General features: G+C 53.1%; 18 protein-coding genes (1 of these 18 running past the window's edge). 3 read left to right on the top strand and 15 right to left on the bottom strand.

Translation table 11 applies throughout. From position 1 onward, the window contains the following. Positions 1-30 precede the first annotated feature (30 nt). From pilQ to pilM, 5 genes are read right to left on the bottom strand one after another with little or no spacing between them, the layout of a single operon-like run. A complete protein-coding gene (pilQ, locus tag dmul_RS00745) occupies positions 31-2,469 on the bottom strand; it encodes a type IV pilus secretin PilQ (RefSeq protein WP_020876755.1) in 2,439 nt (812 codons plus the stop codon). Continuing rightward, positions 2,459-3,253: a pilus assembly protein PilP gene (locus tag dmul_RS00740; protein ID WP_020876756.1), complete on the bottom strand. Its 795-nt coding sequence runs from the start codon at positions 3,251-3,253 to the stop codon at positions 2,459-2,461. The genes pilQ and dmul_RS00740 overlap by 11 nt, the downstream gene beginning before the upstream one ends. Before the next feature lie 9 nt (positions 3,254-3,262). Continuing rightward, complete coding sequence (locus dmul_RS00735) at positions 3,263-3,913, bottom strand: type IV pilus inner membrane component PilO (RefSeq protein ID WP_020876757.1); 651 nt, start codon at positions 3,911-3,913, stop codon at positions 3,263-3,265. After that, complete coding sequence (locus tag dmul_RS00730; RefSeq protein WP_040415085.1) at positions 3,910-4,539, bottom strand: PilN domain-containing protein; 630 nt, start codon at positions 4,537-4,539, stop codon at positions 3,910-3,912. The genes dmul_RS00735 and dmul_RS00730 overlap by 4 nt, the downstream gene beginning before the upstream one ends. A 59-nt stretch (positions 4,540-4,598) precedes the next feature. Continuing rightward, the gene (gene pilM / locus dmul_RS00725; protein ID WP_020876759.1) at positions 4,599-5,651 is read right to left on the bottom strand and encodes a type IV pilus biogenesis protein PilM; all 1,053 of its coding nucleotides are present in this window, start codon (positions 5,649-5,651) and stop codon (positions 4,599-4,601) included. Positions 5,652-6,258: 607 nt separating this feature from the next. Between pilM and dmul_RS00720 the strand changes: the two genes are divergently transcribed. Both dmul_RS00720 and dmul_RS00715 read left to right on the top strand, forming a co-directional pair. Then, positions 6,259-7,683, top strand: coding sequence for a two-component system sensor histidine kinase NtrB (locus dmul_RS00720; protein WP_020876760.1), 1,425 nt, complete (start codon positions 6,259-6,261; stop codon positions 7,681-7,683). Between the two features lies 1 nt (position 7,684). Continuing rightward, positions 7,685-9,067 (top strand): sigma-54-dependent transcriptional regulator, encoded by a 1,383-nt coding sequence (locus tag dmul_RS00715; RefSeq protein ID WP_020876761.1) that lies wholly within the window; start codon positions 7,685-7,687, stop codon positions 9,065-9,067. A gap of 50 nt (positions 9,068-9,117) precedes the next feature. Here dmul_RS00715 and dmul_RS00710 read toward each other — a convergent pair whose 3' ends face one another. The 10 genes from dmul_RS00710 to dmul_RS00665 form a co-directional block, all read right to left on the bottom strand. Then, on the bottom strand, positions 9,118-9,807 hold the full coding sequence (locus tag dmul_RS00710) for a tetratricopeptide repeat protein (protein ID WP_020876762.1): 690 nt from the start codon (positions 9,805-9,807) through the stop codon (positions 9,118-9,120). A gap of 115 nt (positions 9,808-9,922) precedes the next feature. Further along, positions 9,923-10,993, bottom strand: coding sequence for an adenosine kinase (locus dmul_RS00705; RefSeq protein WP_020876763.1), 1,071 nt, complete (start codon positions 10,991-10,993; stop codon positions 9,923-9,925). Between the two features lie 39 nt (positions 10,994-11,032). After that, positions 11,033-11,470 (bottom strand): SH3 domain-containing protein, encoded by a 438-nt coding sequence (locus tag dmul_RS00700; RefSeq protein ID WP_020876764.1) that lies wholly within the window; start codon positions 11,468-11,470, stop codon positions 11,033-11,035. Positions 11,471-11,554: 84 nt separating this feature from the next. Continuing rightward, positions 11,555-12,190: a metallophosphoesterase family protein gene (locus tag dmul_RS00695; RefSeq protein WP_020876765.1), complete on the bottom strand. Its 636-nt coding sequence runs from the start codon at positions 12,188-12,190 to the stop codon at positions 11,555-11,557. 4 nt (positions 12,191-12,194) lie between these two features. After that, on the bottom strand, positions 12,195-13,130 hold the full coding sequence (locus dmul_RS00690) for a radical SAM protein (RefSeq protein WP_020876766.1): 936 nt from the start codon (positions 13,128-13,130) through the stop codon (positions 12,195-12,197). Between the two features lie 55 nt (positions 13,131-13,185). Next, positions 13,186-13,428: an FmdB family zinc ribbon protein gene (locus dmul_RS00685; RefSeq protein WP_020876767.1), complete on the bottom strand. Its 243-nt coding sequence runs from the start codon at positions 13,426-13,428 to the stop codon at positions 13,186-13,188. 318 nt (positions 13,429-13,746) lie between these two features. Then, positions 13,747-15,465, bottom strand: coding sequence for a DUF6178 family protein (locus dmul_RS00680; protein ID WP_020875460.1), 1,719 nt, complete (start codon positions 15,463-15,465; stop codon positions 13,747-13,749). 68 nt (positions 15,466-15,533) lie between these two features. Further along, positions 15,534-16,757: an AmpG family muropeptide MFS transporter gene (locus tag dmul_RS00675; protein WP_234979210.1), complete on the bottom strand. Its 1,224-nt coding sequence runs from the start codon at positions 16,755-16,757 to the stop codon at positions 15,534-15,536. Positions 16,758-16,881: 124 nt separating this feature from the next. Beyond that, a complete protein-coding gene (locus tag dmul_RS00670; protein WP_020875462.1) occupies positions 16,882-18,525 on the bottom strand; it encodes a phosphoenolpyruvate carboxykinase (ATP) in 1,644 nt (547 codons plus the stop codon). A 198-nt stretch (positions 18,526-18,723) separates the two neighbouring features. Continuing rightward, positions 18,724-19,389 carry an XTP/dITP diphosphatase gene (locus dmul_RS00665; protein ID WP_020875463.1) on the bottom strand — a complete coding sequence of 222 codons (666 nt, stop codon included), beginning with the start codon at positions 19,387-19,389 and terminating at the stop codon, positions 18,724-18,726. Between the two features lie 291 nt (positions 19,390-19,680). Between dmul_RS00665 and iorA the strand changes: the two genes are divergently transcribed. Further along, positions 19,681-20,624, top strand: partial view of an indolepyruvate ferredoxin oxidoreductase subunit alpha gene (gene iorA, locus dmul_RS00660; RefSeq protein WP_020875464.1) — the 5' portion only. It continues 907 nt past the right edge of the window; the window shows 944 of its 1,851 coding nt (coding positions 1-944); its start codon is at positions 19,681-19,683; its stop codon lies beyond the right edge, outside the window.

The raw sequence follows: 20,624 nt of genomic DNA, 5'->3' as shown, positions 1-20,624 counted from the left end.
CCTATCGACGGTTCGCTATGGTAAGCCGGGTTAGAACTGAACCAGCCGCTGTTCAAGCTGAATGATCCGGGGGGTGATGAAAATCAGAAGCTCCTCTTTCTGGTCGTCGGAGCCCTCGGCCTTGAAGAGCCATCCCAGGATGGGCACCCTGTTCAGATAGGGAACCCCTTCCATGTTCTGGCGGCTCGCCGTCTTGATGATGCCGCCGATGACCACGGTGTCTCCGTCGTTGACCAGGAGTTCGGTTCTGGCCTCCTTGGTCGTAAACGACTGCTCCCCGGCAATCACTTCCCCCAGATCGTTTTTGGTGATGCTGATGACCATGTTGATTCGGTTGTCCGGGGTCACGTGGGGCGTGACCTCGAGTTTCAGGTCGATGCTTTTGAACTCGGTCTTCGGATTTCCTTCATCATCCACGCTCTGATATGGATAGTCCACCCCCTGTTTGATCAGCGCCGTCTTGTTGTCGAGCGTCACGACCTTGGGTGCGGAAACGATCTTGGCTTCGCCCTGAGACTCCATGGCATGCAGCTTGGCGTTCAAAAGGAACGGCGTTCCGGCGATCCGCATGAAATTGAACCCGATGCTGCCGTAGTCGGAGGCGGCGATGGGAAAATCCACGGCCATGTTGTAGCCGTAGGTACCGCCCAGATCATTGTATCCTTTCTGGGGGCCGACACCGACCCGATCGTTGACGGTGTCGGTGACGGTGTCGGTGGCGCCGCCGATGTTGACGGCGCTGTCGTCAGGCTCCTGCGTCACGCCCGTACCGACCTGCTGGACGCCGATCCCCGCCTGCCAGGTGGTCCCGATCTCCTTCGTGAAATTGGTGCTGGCCTCGACGACACGGCCTTCGATAATGACCTGTGGCGTCACCCGATCGAGCTTGCTGATCAACTCCCTGGCCTTTTTGATCTTTTCGGCGGTATCCGTGATGATGATCATATTGGTCCGCTCATCCACGCTGACATTACCCCGATCCAGTGTCAGCATCTTCTCGATATGCGGCCGTATCTCCTTACCGGCGTTGGAATAGTTCACGGGCAAGTATTCGGTAAAAAGGGGTTCCAGCTGCTGTTGCTGATCCCGCGCCGCCAGTTCCGCGGCTCGCGACTCCCGCCGAAGTTGGGCCTCCTCGGCCAGGGTTGCCCGGGTAGCGATGCGGATGATGTTGCCCTCCACCGTCTTGCCCAGCTTGTTCATTTTCAATATGAGATCCAGTATCTGGTCCCAGGGCACGGGCTCGGCCAGGGTAAGCGTCACCTTGCCGGTGACGTCCTTGTCGATGGCGAAATTTCTGGCGCTGACCTCCCTCAGGATCCTGAATACATTTTTAATGTCCGTCTCGTAGAAATCGAGGGCGATCCTCTCGCCGGTATAAACGGGAAGATCATCAATGACGCCAAGATCCTCTTCAAGATCCAGATCGGGCACCGACGACGGCATAGGCTCCGGCAGCGGTGCCGCAGCCGTTTTGATCGGTTCCATCCCTTTTGGTTTATCCATTTTATCAGCAATTATCCCGGATGTCGGAGGAGGGAGCTGTTTTTTCTCAGCGGCCGCGATACCGGCCAGTGGCCTGGGCGGCACGACGGATGCATCGAAACGTATTTCCAGGGCGTTCCCCTCCTGCTCAATGGAATAGGGTACGGCTTCCCTGAGCTTGATATCAAAAAGAGCCGTATTTGGGTTTGACGCCTGTGTTTTCGGCGTAATTTCATCCACGGCGCTTTTGAAACGGTCCGTAATGAGAGGACGCTTTCGATGGTCCGGCAATCTGGTATTGAAGAGTTGCAGTGTCAACCGATTGTCTCCGGCCGCCTGGGTTTCATACTTCACGGGACGTGTCGTTTCCACCACGAGAACGGATTCTCCGGTCTCCGCGCCAATAAAGTCGATCCGGGTAATCCCGGCAAGTTTGACATCTGTCGTCTTTTGGACAGGTGCCGCAGCAACCGGATTCATCGTCAACTGATCCGCCCCGGCGCCCACCTGGATCAACAAACCGTTTTCAACCGGATCGGCTTTGTATTCGATCAAATGACGCTGATTTGTTTCAAGAATGATCCTGACCTTGTCCGTTTCACCGGCGTATCGTATCCGTTGGACCCACTCGGTGTCGACGGGAATAACCTTTTCCTGATCGTACGGGCTCTTGATATGAAAGAGATCAAACACGATCCGGGGTGGATCGTCGACGGTAAACGCCTTATAATCCGCGATCATGCCGTCGGCGCCGACAAACACCTTCAGGCCCTTTCCCTGTCGAGCGGCATAAACGGACTCCAGTTGGGTTGCCGAAGGGAAACGACGCGCTTTCACGCCTTCTATCCGGGAGTCGTCAATGGGAGGTACATCCATCGACATGCCGGTTTCGGCGACGACCGTACCGTGCCCAATGCACATCAACACCAGAAATGAGAGAAACAGCGATCCGATGGGCGTAATTTTCCGCGGGTTACATTTCATATTGGTCATCTCCGGAAGGCCTTTGAAATTTCAATTCTCTTTTGTGGATCCTCACGTTCCCCGACAAGTCCTTGTCTTCCTCTTCCACGACAACTCGATCTTTAAGGATATCCACCACCTTGCCGGAGTGAATCCCCATGCAGGTTCCATGGACGACGATATACCCCTTTCCCGTCGAATCCTCGATGAGGGCCTTGTTGCCGCTGTCGGCCCGAACAATGCCCACCAGTTTCAATTGATTGAGATCCATCTTTTCCAAGGGGGTCAACCGGCGCGTCGGAACGACCGGTTTTTTCCGGGTTGCAGGCGGTTTGGGCTTTTCGACCGGTTTGGGCTTGATCAACGGTTCAAAGGGATCGATCTTGTTTTCAGCGCTGTAGCCGGAGGGGTGCGCAAGGGTTTTCTTCGCCGTTTTGTCCACCAGATTCAGAATATCATGAAGCGACTGCTCATTCAGGGGATGATCATCCATACCGATACGCTCGATCACGGTCGCCGTGACATCGATTTTCTCCGGCGCCTCGTCAATCCCAGTTGGATCGGCTGCATTCCGGGCGGCATTGTCGCCTTTCATCAACGGACCATCGATCTTTCGAACCCGGGAATCCGTTTCGTCTTTCCGGGACCCCGGGGGGATCGACTTCCCCGTCGACGGTTTGACCACGGGCTTCTGATCGATCTTTTTATGCACGACTTTCGGTTCAGGCGGCGGCGCAGCGTTCTCTTCGCATCCGTTGCAGAAAAGGACGAAAAAACAGATGATCGGGGCGGCATACTTATACATGGCTCTCAATTATGGTTTGCGGGTTTCGGTAGCGGCTTGAGGGGTTTTATCTACAAATTTGTAGGTCAGGGAGGTGCAGGAGACGTCCAGCTGCTCCCAATCGTTTTCTCCTTTTTGCTTGCGGAGTTTGGTGGAACTCATCCTGATGTCCTTGATGTTGACGATACGAGAGAGTTTTGAGACTCTGTAAAAGAAATCCAGGACTTCATGATAGGAGCCCTTGAATTTCATGGAGACGGGAATCCGGGCATAAAATCCGACGGTGCTCTCTCTTTCGGGCCTGAATTGAAAAAATTCCAATCCGGCATCCTGACCCGCACGGGATATGTTCTTCAGCAAGGATGGAATCTCTTCGTTCTCGGGAAGCGCCTGCCGGGCTTTCTCGAAGTCCGCCTCGATCGCCTTTGCCTCGGCTCTGTATTTTTTTAACGATTTGGCCTTTTTTTGATATTGGCGCAATTCCCTGGAGAGGGATTCATATTCGTCCTCCAGGATGCCAATCTGCTCATGCTTGGGAATGTAGAGGAAATAGACGACCGGAGCGATGATGAAGACCAGCGTCGCCACGCAGATCAGAATCCGTTGGAATTTTGATAATCTGCCGATCTTTTCGAGATATGGGTCTAAAAATGCCGTTGATGGGGGGCTTATCCTGTTCATGACGGATCTTTCTTCGCCTCCGCTTTTTCGGGAATCCCTTTGCAGTAGACCTGAAAATTCCTCAGGTTGATATCTTCCTGATCTTTTCCCTGTTTGAAGTTTTCCAGGCTGAGATTGATTAACCGGATATCCGTGAATATATCGGCATTCTCAAGCCGTGTCATGAAGTCCGCCACTGTCTGGTTGTCAAGAGCGATGCCGTCGATCTTGATATCGATTTCCGGACTGTTGACCTCGACGACGGGAGCCTCTGCCTGATTTTTTTTGCTTTTTTGTCTGCCTCTTTTGGTATTTCGGGGTGTTGGCGGCAGGACTTCCTTTTCCATGGCCTCGAGACGACTGAACCACATCTTCTTTTCGACAACCGTATCCGTCATCGTATCCATAATGAGAAAAGCTGTTTTCCGGCTTTTTTCAAGATTGTCGATAATCTTGAGTTTGGTCTTCAATACGTCGATTTTCTTTTGGATAGCTTCAGATTCCATGGCAATTTTTTTGTACTTGACGATATCCTTTCGGGTATAGTCAATCTGGCTGTCCAGGGCCTCGATCTTCCCGCTCAATCGGCTGTTGTACCAGAAGAGGGGGATGAGAAGGAAAAGAATCAAAAGCAGGAAAACAGACATTTGCTTTCTAATATCTTCCTTCTGCCGTGCGTTTCGGAATGGGAGTAGATTAATCCGTATCATTTGTCGTCAATCTTTCTGATGGCCAATCCAAGGCTGATGGCGGCCTGCGGGGCAACCTGCTCAAGATAGGAAGGGTCGAAATCGCCGCTGATGGAAAATTTCTTGAAAGGTTGAATAATCTCAACCTCGGAAGAGGTTTCCGCGGCGAGAAGATCCCTGAACTTCTTTATTTTTGCGCCACCGCCGCTCAGAATGATCCTGGGGATCTGATCCCCGGGATAGGTGGAATAAAAAAAATCGAGCGCGCGACCGATTTCAGTACACCACGAGGTGACGACCGATGAAACGATCTCTATGATCTCCTTGTCGGGAATCTTGTCTGTCTCTTCATTGTGATACATCCCTTCCGCCTCCTCCAGGGTGCAGTCGGCGAGAGGAATGATTTTAGTACTGATCTGCCGGCATCCCATGGAAACGTCTCTCATGAAAACCGAGAAATTTTCCTTGAGGATATTGAGTGTTGTCTTGTTGGCCCCGATATCGATCAGCGCAACATTTTCCCCATTATCTTCATAGTTTATTTCATATATATTTTGGAGGGCGAAGGCATCGACATCGATGATACAGGGGTTGAGGCCGGCCATCTGAACCAGATTGACGTAATCGTTTATCATCTCCTTTTTGGCCGCCACCAGAAGAACATTCATCTGATTGGGATTTATGTCGTTTTCTCCGATAATCTGAAAATCGAGATTGACATCGTTGATGTCGAAAGGGATATACTGTTCGGCTTCGAATTGGATCATCTCCTGCAGCTGCGCTTCGTCCATGACCGGAACACTGATGTTCTTGACAATGGTGGAATACCCTCCAATGGAGACGGCAACGTTGTTTGCCTTGATTTTCTGAGAATTGAACAACTGACGGATGAGATAGGCGACAGCTTGCGGATTTTTGACGGCGCCCTCCTCGATCAGACCCGGTGCGATATCGATCATGCCGAATTTTCTGATCGTCCGTCCCTTTTTATTTTCTTCGACCTCTGCAACCTTGATGGTTCGGGAGCCGATATCGATGCCGATGATGTTCTTCTTTTTCCCAAATAACATAATCAAACTCTCTGTTGCCGTTTGGGTGAATCAATATCCGCCCGTTGCAGGAAGCATGTCGTCAAAGGAACAGCATCGGACACATTGTTACCCTATTCTAAAAGTTATTTCGTGATTCATTCAATGAAGCCCTCAAGGGGAATTCACGTTTCGGTCGATGCTGTTGAAACAAACAAATCCTTGTTGAAATATCAACGCATATCAATTAGGGTTGTTCTCCGGACGATGGCTCGGCAGTTGACAGACATCCGTCAACCCGGTCAACAACTGAACGGTAAACCCCAATATCCCCCGAAACGATATGCGCTTCAGGTCTGGGAGGAAATCGGTTCGGGAGATGCCCAGGGGACGGACGCCAATGAGCCGCGGTCATTCGGACGAATGATTTTCTCCGATAAAATTTTATAACAATTATTATAAGGCTATGTCAATAAAAAACACATTCCCGATCCAAAACAATTGCTCCGGATCCTATTTTCCGGCACCCTGGTCAACCATCATGGTGTTAAAACGCAATGAATCAACAGTTCAACATTCGACGTTCATGATGGTGACCGGAAAGATACGGCCTGTGAACACATTGATTCCAACGGACATGTGACAATTGATGGCGCCAAGGTCTTTTGAAGAAAAATCGAAACCGTTTCGTCTTGTAAAATACTTTACATTTACGAGTCTGATTGCCATCTTTCTGGGAACGGTGATTCTCTGCTTTCTGAACATACACTGGGCAAGGACGCTTCAGTTCAAGAAAAGCCAGGATTATGCCCGTCTACTCATTGAAAATCTTAACCATCAGATATACACGCAGTTCCAGGTGCCTGTATTTTACCTTTTCGGAAAAATCCAGCTCAGCGATAAAAAGCAGTTTCACCTGATGGACAAAGTCGTCAGAAACACCTTTCACAGCTTCAAGGTGGATCTCGTCAATCTTTATGACACCCAAAAGAACATCATATCCTACAGCTTTGATCCGGATCTGGTAGGGAAAAAAGATCTGGGGGGAGAGGGATACCTGAAGGCCCTGAACGGTCAATACACCTTCAAACTGGTTCAAGAAGGAAATTTCTGGGAAAAACTGTTGGGAATGCCCCAGAAGATCCAGGTGATTACCTTTGCGCCGTTACGGGAGGCCCGGCCTCTGACCCCCATATCCGGCGAAATTCTCGGCGTCGTCGAAATCGTTCAGGATCTTTCAGAGGACTATAAAACCATCTTCCGATTCCAGATCCGTATCATCATCTCCTGTGCCGTGGTGATGATGATTCTGCTCGTGATCCTGATTTTCGTCGTCAAAAAGGGGGAAGGGATCATCCAGCAGCGCACGCTCGAAAGAATACGGCTGAAGGAACAACTGAGTCGTGCGGAACGCCTGTCTTCCCTTGGTGAAATGGTTGCGGGAATTTCCCATGAAATCAGAAACCCTTTGGGCATCATTCGAAGTTCCGCCGAATTGCTGAAGAAGAAAATGGACAAAACCGCCCCCATGAACACCATCCCCGACGTTATCGTCGAAGAGGCCAATCGCCTCAACAGCATCATCACGGACTTCCTCAATTACGCAAAACCCCATCCCCCCAATTTCGCCCCCTGCAGGGTCGATGAGATTCTCGAGAAAAACATCACCTTTCTGGACCCGGAGCTCGAGGCTCAGGGCTATATCATTAAAAAGCGATACAATGGCGATATCCCGCCCATTCAGGCGGATTCAGGCATGATATATCAGGTTTTTCTGAACATCTTGATCAATTCCATGCAGGCCATGCCCGGCGGCGGTGAAATTCATGTCGATATCGAATCCGCCGGCGAAACGGTAAACATCATCTTTAAAGACAAGGGCAAGGGCATACCTCAGGAGATCCTGGAAAAAATCTGGGATCCCTTCTTTACCACCAAGGAGACCGGCACAGGGCTTGGACTCGGCATCGTGAAAAATATCATCGAAGCCCACAATGGGAGCATCCACATCGAAAACCGACCGATCTATGGGGCCCAGGTCACTATCCAGCTGCCGGTCAACAGGGCTATGTAACATGGAAACGATTCTGATCGTCGACGACGAAAAAAACTATACCCTCATTCTGAGCGCAATCCTGGAAGAAGAGGGCTTTGAAACCCTTACCGCCAACAGCGGCAACGACGCCGTCAACATATTGGAGAATGCGGACATCGACCTCGTGATCACGGACATGAAGATGCCTGGGATGGACGGCATTGAACTGCTCGAAAGCATCAAGGAGAAGGATCCGGATCTGCCGGTCATCATGATGACCGCTTACGGGACTGTTGAAAAAGCGGTCGAAGCCATGCAGAAGGGGGCCTATAATTACATTCTCAAGCCTTTTGAAAACGAGAACCTGATTATCTATGTCAACAAGGCCATTGAGATGTTCCGGATCGTCAAAGAAAACAGGCATTTGAGGAACAGCATCGAATCCCGCTATCGCTTTGGAAACATTATCGGCAAAAGCAAGTCGATGCAGGCCGTCTTCGCGACGATTGAAAAAATCGCGCCGGCCACGGCCACGGTTTTGATTGAAGGAGAGAACGGCACGGGAAAGGAATTGGTGGCGAAATCCATTCATTTCAACAGCCCGCGGCGAAACGAACCCTTCATTCCCGTCAATTGTTCCGCACTCTCTGAAAGCCTTCTGGAGAGCGAACTTTTCGGGCATGAAAAAGGCGCTTTTACCGGGGCCATGTCGATGAAGAAGGGAAGGTTCGAACTCGCGGACCGGGGAACGATCTTCCTGGACGAAATCGGCGAGCTCTCCCATAGCCTTCAGGTCAAACTGCTCCGGGTGCTTCAGGAGAAGTCCTTCGAAAGGGTCGGCGGCATCAAGCCCATCGTTGCGGATATCCGCATCATCGCCGCCACCAACAAACAGCTTAAACAAGAGGTCGCCAAGGGGAATTTTCGTGAGGACCTTTTTTACCGCCTGAACGTGCTTCACTTGACGCTCCCTCCCCTGAGGGAGCGGACCGAAGACATCCGCTTGCTGGTTCAACATTTTATCGACAAGTACGCCGACGAGAGAAATGTGGATATCCCGATCAAGGGAATCGACCAGGAGGTGGAGCGCCTTTTTTATGAATACCATTGGCCCGGCAATATCCGGGAGCTTGAAAACGTCATCGAAAGGGCGATGATCCTTTGTCCGGGAGACACGATCCGTGTATCCGATCTGCCCAGAAGCTTCCAGACCAATGCTTACAGCACCCTGAAAATCAACGATATTCCCACCAACGCAAATCTGGCCGAAACCCTGGCCGATATCGAGAAAGCCTTGATCAGCCGGGCGCTGATGCTCTCAAACAACGTCCAGGCGCATGCGGCAAAAATGCTCGGTATCGGAAAAAGCGGTCTGAATCAAAAGATCAAGAAGTACAACCTGGACGTCGGCACAAAAAAATAGCCCGATCCCGAAGACTTCCGGGAATCGGGCCACGGCTTTTTCATCGGAAATCAGCTGTTGGCCAGCTTTTCCTTTACCATGCCGACAAAGGTCGAATCGGGATATTCCGCTATAAATCGACTTAAAATCTCCGATCGCTTCTCCGTTTTTCCCATCCGGTCATAGATCAACCCAAGATTCAGATATGCATCCTCTTTCAGTACGGGATCGCTCCCCTGGATAATGGTTTCAAATTGTCGAGCTGCCGACGCATACGCCTTTTGGGCAAGATATGTCCGTCCCAATCCGCCGAGGATAAACGGTTTCAATCCCGGATAGGCGCCGATATCATCGAGCGCTCCCTGGTAAAGTGTGATGGCGGTGTCGAAATCACCGGCGTCGTAGGCCATGCCGGCATACACGATACGAGCCAACCGGCCGGCATCCTTTTGGGCGTATTCTTCGAACAACGGCTGAAACTGATTTTTTGCGACCTGATAGGCCTTTTCCGGCCCGTCGTCGGCAAGAATCCTGTCGTAATCCGCCATCCCTTTTTCCAGCAGAACGAACGCCTGGTTTTCGGCCCGATTGCCCATGTAATTGATGCCCGATATGAGCATGACAACAGCCAGGAGGAGTATCAGTCCGCTGACGGCGTAAACCTTGTATTTGATGATCGTCGCCAGGAGTTTTCCCGAAAAAGTGAGAAATTCATCGGGTTTTTTGAGCAGCTCCTTCCGATTCTTGGCCTTTTTTGCCATCCATCCTCCTCATTCGCATCCGTTCAAAAAAGAAATACGTATTCCCATCTCAATTTTCGACTTTCATGATGGTGACCGGCACCGGCCTATGAAAGTCGAAAGTCGAGTTCCCTTTTCAAGGGTGACAAAACGCCTCAGGCGGATCCGAGATCCCTTTTCCGGAAATATCCGTCGGAAAAAGGTCAACTGAAAATTCGCTCCCCATGGCGGCCTTTATTCTCTGCCAACCTTCATCGGAAATTTTGGCGCCGATGACCCGACAAACCTCGTAGCCGCACAGCGATCCCAGTTCACCGCTTTTCTCCAGAGGCAGCCCGTTGACCAGACCATACAGAAACCCTGATGCCCAGAGGTCGCCGGCTCCGGTGGTATCCACCGCCGGCGCGTCAAGCCTGGGAGCAATCTCCAGAATGTCGCCGTCATGAGCGATCAGACTGCCCCGTTCCCCCAGTTTCAAAACGGCAATATCACAGTTCTGGGCCAGGGATTTGACCGCGTCCTTTTCATCCGTGTAACCCGTAAACGCCTGAGCTTCATCTTCGTTGGCAATCAGAATATCGACATACTGTTTCACGATATCCGCCAAAAAAGCCTTCGATTCCCTGACGACGGTAAAGCTGGCCAGATCCAGGGATATTCGTGCGCCCACCTGTTTCGCTGTGTCCAGGGCCGACAGGATGAGCGCTTTGTTGAACAGCAGGTACCCTTCGACGTGGACGACCGCCGCGTCGTTGAAGCATGCCGTCGTGATATCCGAAGGAGCGGCCTCGGCCGATGCCCCCAGATAGGTCAGCATGGACCGTTGGGCATCCGGCGTGATGATGGAAAGTACCCTCCCGGTGAGAGCGGTCGATTTGAAAAGAAGGGGCTCAACATTGTTGTTTTTGAGGTCCGACTCAAAAAGACCGGCCAGATTTCCATTCCCGCTCTTTCCCACAAAGCGGGCCCGGCCTCCGAGTCGCCCGACGCCGATCACCGTATTGCAGGCCGATCCCCCGGAAACGAAAAAGGGCGCTTTCGATACCCGCATGAGGATGTCATCGATGACGCGGTTATCCACATAGGCCATGCCGCCTTTTACAGCTCCCGCCTTTTCGACAAAATCCTCCGCTTCATGCACCAGAATATCCACCAGCGCGGATCCAATACCCACAACCACACCGCAGTCCGAATTGGCTCGAAACATATTGTCCTTTTCTCTGAATGAAGGAAAGTCCGGCATATGTCACCAGACCAGATTCTTGTGGACCCATCCTTTGTCACCGTCCGCATGAACAATGCTTATCCATTCGCCCTCTTTCTTGAGCACTTTGAACGGCACGCCTTTTTCAACGGTGAAAACGATTTCGTATTGGGTGCCGGGGCCGGAGCGGATGTTGCAGCGATCCTTTACGACAATGACCGAAGGTTCGCCGGTAAGGAGACTTTTGTGAATCCATCCTTTGTCGTTTTCGAAATCCTCGAAATAATACCAGACATCCTGCTTTTTGAGGATTTCGACGGGATGATATTTTTCAAGCTTCCACAGGATTCCGTGTTCGTTGCCGGGGCCGGAGCGGACATTCGCCATGGAAACATTGACCGTCATCCGTTCGGCCAGGGCCGTACCGCTCATGAACATCAACAGAATGACAATTGTCGGCGTAAACCTCTTCATCATCATTTTTCCTCCTTCATGCACAAAACAAGGTCTTCCAAAACGCCTGATCTGAAGCCGAAAGGGCATCCATATCAGATCCCAGCCACATCAGACATGAAAAAATACGATTTCCGGCAATTTGACACAGGTCAGGCGGTTGCCGTACACGGCCCCCGTGTCGACGCCGATTTTGTTGGGCTGAACCAGTGGAATGCTGAACGGCGTGTGGCCGAAAACAACCCGCTTGCCGAAATCATAATCGGAAGCAATGAAAGCATCGCGTATCCAGAGCAAATCTTCGGACTTCTGCGATTCCAGAGGGACCCCTTCCCTCAACCCCGCATGGACGAAGATATAGTCCCCGGTCTGATAATAAAGACCGAGTGCCGAAAAAAATTGGAGATGATCCGGCGGGATGAGACTTTCGTCTGCGCAGGCCTTGTTTTTCATATAGCTGTCCAGCGTCGCCTTGCCGCCGTTTGTGAGAAACAGGTGGCGCTCGATCCCGGAAAGGTATTGAAGAAACATCTCTTCGTGGTTTCCCTTCAGAAAAACGGTGTCGGGCATCCGCTTTTTGAGCGAGATCAAATACGCCACCACCTCATAGGACGACGGCCCCCGATCGATGTAGTCGCCCAGGAAAATCAGCTGATCCCGCATTGGATCGGGGTCGATTTTCGCGAACAATTGCTCGAGCTTGTCAAGACAACCGTGAATATCGCCGACGGCATAAATATTTCCCATTGTGTCATGCCACCAGAAAAACGCGACGGGGTTCGTCAAGCCGGGTAATGCCGGCAGCCCGAGCGGCTTTCAGCGCGTCGATGAAATCGCTTCGGGACGGAAAGCGTCCAAGCCCTTCGACTTCGGCGGCCCGACCGCAGGGTCGGTACTGGGGCATGATATTGACATAGGTGTTCGGAGAGATACGATCGGCAATGAACCCCATGACCTTGTCGGTATCGGCAAGCCCTCCGGGAAGCACCAGATGGCGCACCAGAAGGCCGCGACGAGCGATACCGCCTTCGTCGATGACGAGATCCCCGACCTGACGGTGCATTTCAATCAGCGCTTTCCGGGCGACATCCGGATAATCGGGGGCACGGCACGCCCGTCGGGCAAGGTCGGGAGACCAGAATTTAAAATCGGGCATATAGATGTCGACAACACCGTCAAGCAGCTTCAGGGTCTCCACGCTGTCGTAACCGCTGCTGTTGTAAATCAGGGGCAGAGAGAGGCCGCCTTCGATCGCCGGCTTCAGTGCCGCCAGAATCTGGGGAACGACATGAGACGGCGTCACCAGGTTGATGTTATGACATCCGGCCTCCTGCAGGGACAGCATCATACGGGCAAGCGCTTCAGTCCCGGTCGGATCTCCCGCATTCCCGTGGCTGATGTCGAAATTCTGGCAGAAAAGGCAGAGTAGATTGCAATGGGTGAAAAAAATCGTTCCGGATCCGCCCGTTCCCGTCAGGGGCCTCTCTTCCCCAAAATGGGGTCCGCAGCTCGACACCCAGGCTCTGGGCCCGGTTTTACAGATGCCGGTATCTCCGGCAAGGCGGTCTACCCGGCAGGTTCTCGGGCAAAGGGTACAGCACGCCATTCGGCGTCGGGCCGTTTCGACTCGCTCGTCGAGATCCCCTCTCCTGAAGGTTTCAATATAAACAGGTACCGGTGATGTCATATCGGTTCAGATTGCCGTTTCCGATTGAATCCGGATTTCTCGTGCCCCCGGAGGCTCAGCGCGTCATTCCGGGAACTTCGTAGGTGGTGCAGGATCCGCTCGAGCATTGACGGGTCTGGGCCTTGACACCGGCAGACGCCCCGCCGGCGGCCATGGCGTAGTTGGTCGTGCTCATGACCCGCTCAAAATTCTGGGCCCGGCACTTTGGACAGGCCATGTCTACCGCTTCGTCGGTGCGGGTGACCAGGATTTCAAAATACTCGTTGCACTCCAAACATTTAAATTCATAAATCGGCATTCGTTTCTCCCTCGTTTCCTTCGTACATATATAAAATTCAACTTTCGACTTTCGACTTTCATGATGGTAACCGGAAAGCGGTGCCGGGAGGATACGGCCCGCGCCCCTTCAGCGGTGAGTTTTAGTGCCGCTTAAGCGCCGCGGCGGATCAGCGGCCCGGACTGTTTGAGCGCAGCGAGTTTCCGGGCCGCCCGGAGCAAGCTTTAGCGGCACTTGAACGAAACCGCGTGGGGCGCGGGCCGTATCCTCCCGGCACCGGCCTATGAAAGTCGAAAGTTGAGTATAAAACATTTGTTTAAAAACAATTTTGGCATCTTGTCAAGTCAACATGAATAAATGGATATGTCTGGGATCGAGATGCACTTCCGAAACCGCCTGGTATTCATTTTCCACAGCGTCAAACAGCGCCTCCAGAGTCTCCCGGAACTTGCTGGACAGAACATAGGCATCCAGGCGCGCGGCATGGGCGAGCCATTTCAAGAACCGCTCCCTTGCAGCATCGCTGATTCTTCGCGAGGGCAGACTGCCTTCCCAAAGCTCCCGGTAGAAAGGTATGAAGGTCGACAGGGGCATGGCGAGACGATCGCCGTCGTATCCGGTGGACCAGCGGGCCCACAGGGTCAGCAATAGCTGCTGCCAGGTCAGCATCCGGCGCGGAAACCGGAAGGCAACCCCCTCCATCAGCCCGAAAAGTTCATCCAGGGCGATCACCTGATCCAGCACTTTCCGGGTCGCCGTGATATCCGCCATGGTATGGAATTCCCGATAGAGAACCCCCGTTCGATAATTATCAAAAAAGAGCGGTCGACGTATGAGAAGCCCTCCAATAACCCCCAGCCAGGCCTCTCCCCAGAAGCTCAAGGGAAGCCCATGCTCTTCAGCCCAACTCTCCTTTCGCCACCGTTCGGCCCGCCATTTGAGATCGAGAGCCTTGCCGTAACCGACCCTGAAGATATCCTCCATAGGATATTGTCGGATCAGCATCGCGGCCCGGCCCGGGGAGGGGTCGTTCCGGTCCGTCAGCGCGGCAATTCCGATACTGACATATCCGCAAACCTTTTTAACGACGGACCGAAGCGCTTCGCGCTCTTCAACCGGCTGCCGATCGGCCGAAACAATTCGGTTGCAGAGCCCGGCGAACTCATTTCGAAGGCTTGCATGCCATTGCCAGTCGCCCAGAAATTCCAGACCGCGGGCAAAAAGACTGTCCGGGGCCATTATATTGAAAGGATAAAACGGTGCATCGCCCTCCCCCGAAAGAGATCTGACCGGATAACGCTTTTGCCGCCCCCTGAAAAAATTGTCCGTCGAAAGCGGTTGGTATATGCCGACAGCCTCTTCAAAGGGCTTGAACCCCTTTTCATCCATCCGGATATTGCGCAGACGATAGGCCTCCTCTTCATATTCCGCGGGAATCACAGCCTGGGATTCCACCAGGAGATTATAATAAAGGATGTGATCATCCGCAGCAAGTCGGAAGAGGAATTCATCCAGAAAGGCATCCCTCTCCTCGATGGCGTCGGGCTTTCTCTCCGGATCATATAGGGTTTTCCCAAACTTCACATACAACGTATCGTCATAGGTATGAAATCCCTCCCCGAAATCCGACGGATCCTGATCGTGTTCGCGGACGGCCAACTGAATGTTTCTGTAGAGATAGTATTCGAAATCCGCAGCGCGCTCTTCGGAAATCCATCTCACCAACCGATGGGGATCGGCCTTCATGAGGCGGTTGAGCCATCGGGTCCAATCGGGCATGGAAATCCGATCTTTTTCCCACATGCCCATATCCAGGATGAAGTCCCATTGCCGGTCGGACGCAAGGCCCAGCAACTCCAGAGCGTCTTCCACGCCGATATCGTGGATCAAGAAATAGAAATCCTCTTCACGGATGGAATGCACCAGGGCAGCAGGCTGAGGACTCTCCAAGATGGCGTTGCGGGCGTTCTCCGGGGGCATGGAAAGAATTTCGGTACGCCGCTGCGCCAGCTCGCGAAGGCGGGTTGCCGGGGTGATGATCTCTTTGATTTCATTCATGGATCACTTCATTTCGCATAGATCAATGGTACGCACGGAATCAAACTTGTCAATGCGGGCCGCGGGTATCAACGCTCCGCCCGATAAGGTGCAAATTTGAGCAGCAGCAACATTCCCGGGACGGCCATGACGGTGCAGAATATGAAAAATCCCTCCCATCCCAGGCGTGCGGCGAGAAATCCGGTGGGCGCCGCGGCCATGACCCTGGGAATTCCCATAAGACTGCTGAGCAGGGCGTACTGGGTGGCCGTAAATTTTTTATTGGTGATGCTCGCCATAAAAGCGGCATAGGCGGCCGTCCCCATACCACCGCTCAGGTTCTCGAAAACGATGACCCCCGACAGAGCCGGCAAACTGTAGCCGACCCGGGCAAGCGCCGCAAATCCCAAAATGGAAACCATTTGAAAAATGCCAAAGATCCAGAGAGAGCGGTTGATGCCCAAACGGAGCATAATGATGCCCCCCACGAGACTACCGCCGATGGTAGCCCAGAAACCGAAGAGTTTCACTACGGTGCCGATTTCCGTTTTGGTGAACCCCACATCCAGATAAAACGGCGTGGTCATTGCCAGAGCCATAGTGTCCCCTATTTTGTAAAAGAGGACAAAAGCCAGTATCCAGACGGCGTTCTCCCTGCTGAAATACTCGATCAAGGGATCCACTACGGCGGACCTGAGACTTTTGGGGGGGATATCGACAACCTCCGGCTCTCGAGCCAGCAAGGTGGTCAAAATGCCGGGGGCCATGCAGAGGGCCATGATGCAGTACACCATGGAGAACGACATGTAGTCGGCCATGATCAGCCCACCACCCGAGGCCAGCAGCATGCCGACCCGGTAGCCGTTGATATAAAGGGAGGAGCCCAGTCCCAGTTCGTTGTCCGACAGGTCCTCACGGCGATAGGCATCGACGACAATGTCCTGGGTGGCGCTGAAAAAGGTCACCCAGAATGCCGCGAAAGCCACCAGCCAGGGATGCGTCGCCGGTCGGGTCAGGCCCAATACCACCAGCGCCAGGGCCAAGGCTGCCTGGGCCACCAGAAGCCATCCCCGTCGGCGCCCCAGAAAAGGCAGACTGTAGCGGTCCAGGAAAGGCGCCCATAAAAATTTGACCGTGTAAGGAAGGCCGACCAGCGCCATCAGTCCGATCACGGACAGATCGACCCCCTCTTCCTTCATCCATGCCTGCAGTACGGTGATCGTCAACAGCAGGGGCATCCCGCAGGAAAATCCCATCAGAAAGGCCACCAGCATGCGGGGGCTGAAAACCATCTTGACTATCGGAGCGTTCAAATCGCTTTACCCGGTGCCCATCCCTGTCGGTTCGTTCCATCACGCACGGCGCGCAGTCGCCCAACAAAGAAACCGGGTGAAACTCCCCCCGGTTTCCCTGGCACGCTCTGAGATCGGCTGAATATTACTTTCCGGGGCACTCCTTTCGGACATCCGGATCGATGTTTTTGTTGCCGTACGCCTTGTTGAAATAATCACTGAATTCCCAGGAAAGCTTCAATGCGCGCTTGTGGTAATCAGCCTTGTCCGCCCAGGTGTGCTCCGGCGTCAAAATCTCCGCTGGAACGTCGGGACAGGAAAGGGGGACCTCCAGATGAAAAAGAGCGTCTTCGCGGTATTCCACGTCCTGGAGCTTTCCGTCAAGTGCGGCGTTCACCATGGCGCGGGTCATGGTGATGTCCATTCGTTGGCCTATGCCGTACGGGCCACCGCTCCATCCGGTGTTGATGAGGTAGACATTCGTGCGATGTTCCCGCATTTTCAAACCGAGCAGATCGGAGTAGATATGGGGAAGACACGGCATGAACGGCTGGCCGAAGAAGCGGGAGAAGGTGGATACCGGATCGACGATGCCGGTTTCGGTTCCAGCCAGTTTGCTCGTATATCCCATCAGGAACCAGAGCATGGCCTGAGCGGAATTCAGTCGGGACACCGGTGGAATGACGCCGTTGGCGTCGGCGGTAAGAAAAATGATATTGCTTGGGTGATTCCCGGTGGACGAAGGCTTGATGTTGCTCAGAAAACGAAGGGGATAGGAGGCCCGGCTATTGGGCGTCAGGCGGTCATCGCACAGATCGAAGCAGCCGTTCGGGTACATCATGGCGTTTTCCACGATGGCGCCGTGGTTGAGGTAGTCGTCCTCATGGAACACGGCCTGAAAGATTTCCGGTTCTTTTTCGGGATTGAGATCGATGAGCTTGGCGTAGCATCCGTTCTCGAAATTGGCGATTCCGTTCTCGCTCCACCCGTGCTCGTCATCCCCCAGAAGCGCACGGCCGGGAGCGGCCGAGAGGGTTGTTTTACCGGTCCCCGAAAGCCCCAGAAACAGACTCAGATCACCATGCGCATTTTCATTGGCAGAGCAGTGGATGGGCAGGATATTCTCCAGGGGCAGGTAATAGTTCATCACTGTGAAAATCAATTTTTTCACACTGCCGCCGTAAGCGGATCCATAAACCAGGCCCAATCGCTTCGAAAAGTCCATGATGATGGCCATATGGGAAACCCGGCCGTTCTTGAGTTTTCTCAACCGTCCCTCATAGCGGGAGCCGTCGATCTTGTCGTAGGGCAGAACCACGAGGGTAAACCCTTTTTCGGCGAAAATGCTGTTTTGAATATCGGCGGGAACCGCGCGGAACATGTTCAGCGTGAACAGCGCGGTAAGGGAGCGATCGGTGATCGTCTGTACGGGAAGGGCATAGGACGCGTCGGCGCCCACGACCCGGTCGGTGATGTAAAGCGTCTTTTTCCGTCCGAGAACGGTCAGGGCGTCCTTCCAGAGCATGTCGAAGGTCTCGGCGTCGATGGGCAGATTGTTGGGAGAATCCCAATCGATATTTCCGTCCGTGTCGGGACGACGAACAATCATGGTGTCCATGGGTGCACGACCCGTGGAATCGGCAGGGGTCCAGGTGGCCAGGCAGCCGTTCGCCGCGACAAAGGCTTCCCTTCGCGCAACGGCATCCCGTATGGCCGCTCTTCGGTCCGGATTTCGTCTTAAATCACCATGATTACGTAACATGTCGTCAAGCTGTTTTCTGTACGCCATCTCTCCCCGCCTTCACTGGTCAAATCGTTATCGTATCGTCATTTATTGACGGCTCCGTAAAAACCCGATGGTTGCTTCGCGCGCATCCACCGTCTGGACGCCACACCGTTAGACCACCCTGTTTTTCGGAACTCAGAAGCCTTGATCTCGAACCTTTTTCGGGACCGCATGGGCATCGATTTTTTACGAATACATCTTTTACCGGGTCGACGAAGTATCGGCCCGACAACCGACCCTTTCGGGAGCCGGCATATGGATATCGATCCATTTCAATATCTTGTCGAATTCTTCACGGACCTCCATCAAGGCTTTTCCCCGGTGACTGACACGGTTCTTTTCCTCTCGGGTCAGCCGGGCGAAGGTTTTGCCCATGGGCGGATAATAGAACACCGGGTCATATCCGAATCCATTGACGCCGTCAGGGGACCGGGCGATCTCCCCTTCGCAACGCCCCTCGTAAGTCAGCGCCGGTCCGGACGGCACCGCGATGGAAATAACGCATTCAAACGCCGCTTTTCGATTTGCCGCGCCCTCGAGTTCCGCCAGCAGCTTTTCGCATCGTTCCCTGTCGGTGATGCCCGCCCCTCCGTATCGGGCGGAATGGATACCCGGTCTGCCGTCCAGAGCCGCCACTACGAGGCCCGAATCATCCGCAAGGGCCGGAAAGCCCAATACCCTGGCAGTGAAACTCGCCTTTTTGTAGGCATTATCGTCGAAGGTTTCACCGTCTTCTTCGATTTCGGGGATCGGACCAAAATCATCCAAATTTTTGATTTCCACCGGGAAATCCCGCAAAATATCGCGAATTTCTGCTGTTTTGCCTTGATTCCGGGTGGCGATTACAAGTATCCTGCGAGGGTCCACTTTGTATCCTCGTATCGGGCTATGTTCACCGTTATCAGCAATCCAAGTATTGTATCAAACCGATTCTATAAATCATGAATTCAGCTTTGTAAAGTGTTTTCAACAACCTGTTCGGCTGAAAAAGATCTTTACACCTCAAGTATGCTGAGATAAGAATTACAAATTGCCGCTTTTTGCGGCTTTGCAAAAAAAATCAAGCCCATCGCGCGTGTTTGCCGAAAAATGCGCTGGGTGGTCATTCAGGTGAATGGCAAGGCAACACCAATCCATTAATTTTGAAGGAAAGTGAAGATGCACAGATTATTAACCGATGAACCCGGCCGGAAAATGCTTCTCCTGGGCAACGACGCCATCGCCAGAGGAGCCGTCGAAGCCGGACTGGCTTTTGCCAGCACCTATCCGGGCACGCCCTCTTCGGAAATTTCCGCCAATCTTTTCCAGATATCCCAGGAGACCGATCTCTATTTCGAATACAGCACCAACGAGAAGGTCGCTCTCGAGGTCGCGGCGGCAGCGGCCAACGCAAACGTCCGCGCCATGTGCATGATGAAGCACGTCGGCCTGAACGTCGCATCGGATGTGCTGATGACCCTCGCCTATATTGGTGTAAAGGCCGGCATGGTCATCGTGGTCGCTGACGATCCATTCATGTTTTCGAGCCAGAACGAACAGGACACCCGTTACTACGCCAAACTCTCCGGACTTCCAATGGTGGAACCCTCATCCGTCGAGGAGGCCAAGGAGATGGTCCCTTATGCATTCGACTTGTCGGAAACCCTGGGCGAACCCGTGATTTTCCGGACAACCACCCGGGTCAACCATTCCAACGGCGTCGTCACCCTGGGCCCTCTGAAACCCCGTGTCCCCAATGGGGACTTCACCAAGGATCCTCTTCGATATGTTTGCGTGCCGGCTGTCTCCAGAAAACTCCATGTACGCCTGCTGGATAGGTGGGAACAGGCACGCAAGATCGCCGACACATCAGCAATCAACACGATCGAAGGCGACGGATCCTGGGGCATCGTCTGCAACGGCGTCAGCTACAATTATGCCGTAGACGCCGTAGCAGCCCTGAACATCAAGAACAGGACCCGAATCCTGCGCCTGGGCTTCTCCCATCCAATGCCCGGAAACCTGGTCAAAGGCTTTCTCAAAGACTGCGAACGCGTCCTGGTCGTGGAGGAGGGAGAGCCTTACATGGAGGAGTCCATCAAAGCCCTGGCCCAGGAAGAGGG

Origin of the sequence: Desulfococcus multivorans (genome assembly GCF_001854245.1) — a bacterium.
GTDB classification, from domain to species: Bacteria; Desulfobacterota; Desulfobacteria; order Desulfobacterales; family Desulfococcaceae; genus Desulfococcus; species Desulfococcus multivorans.
Note: the sequence above shows the minus strand (reverse complement) of the source record. Positions and strands in the feature narration are given on the sequence as shown.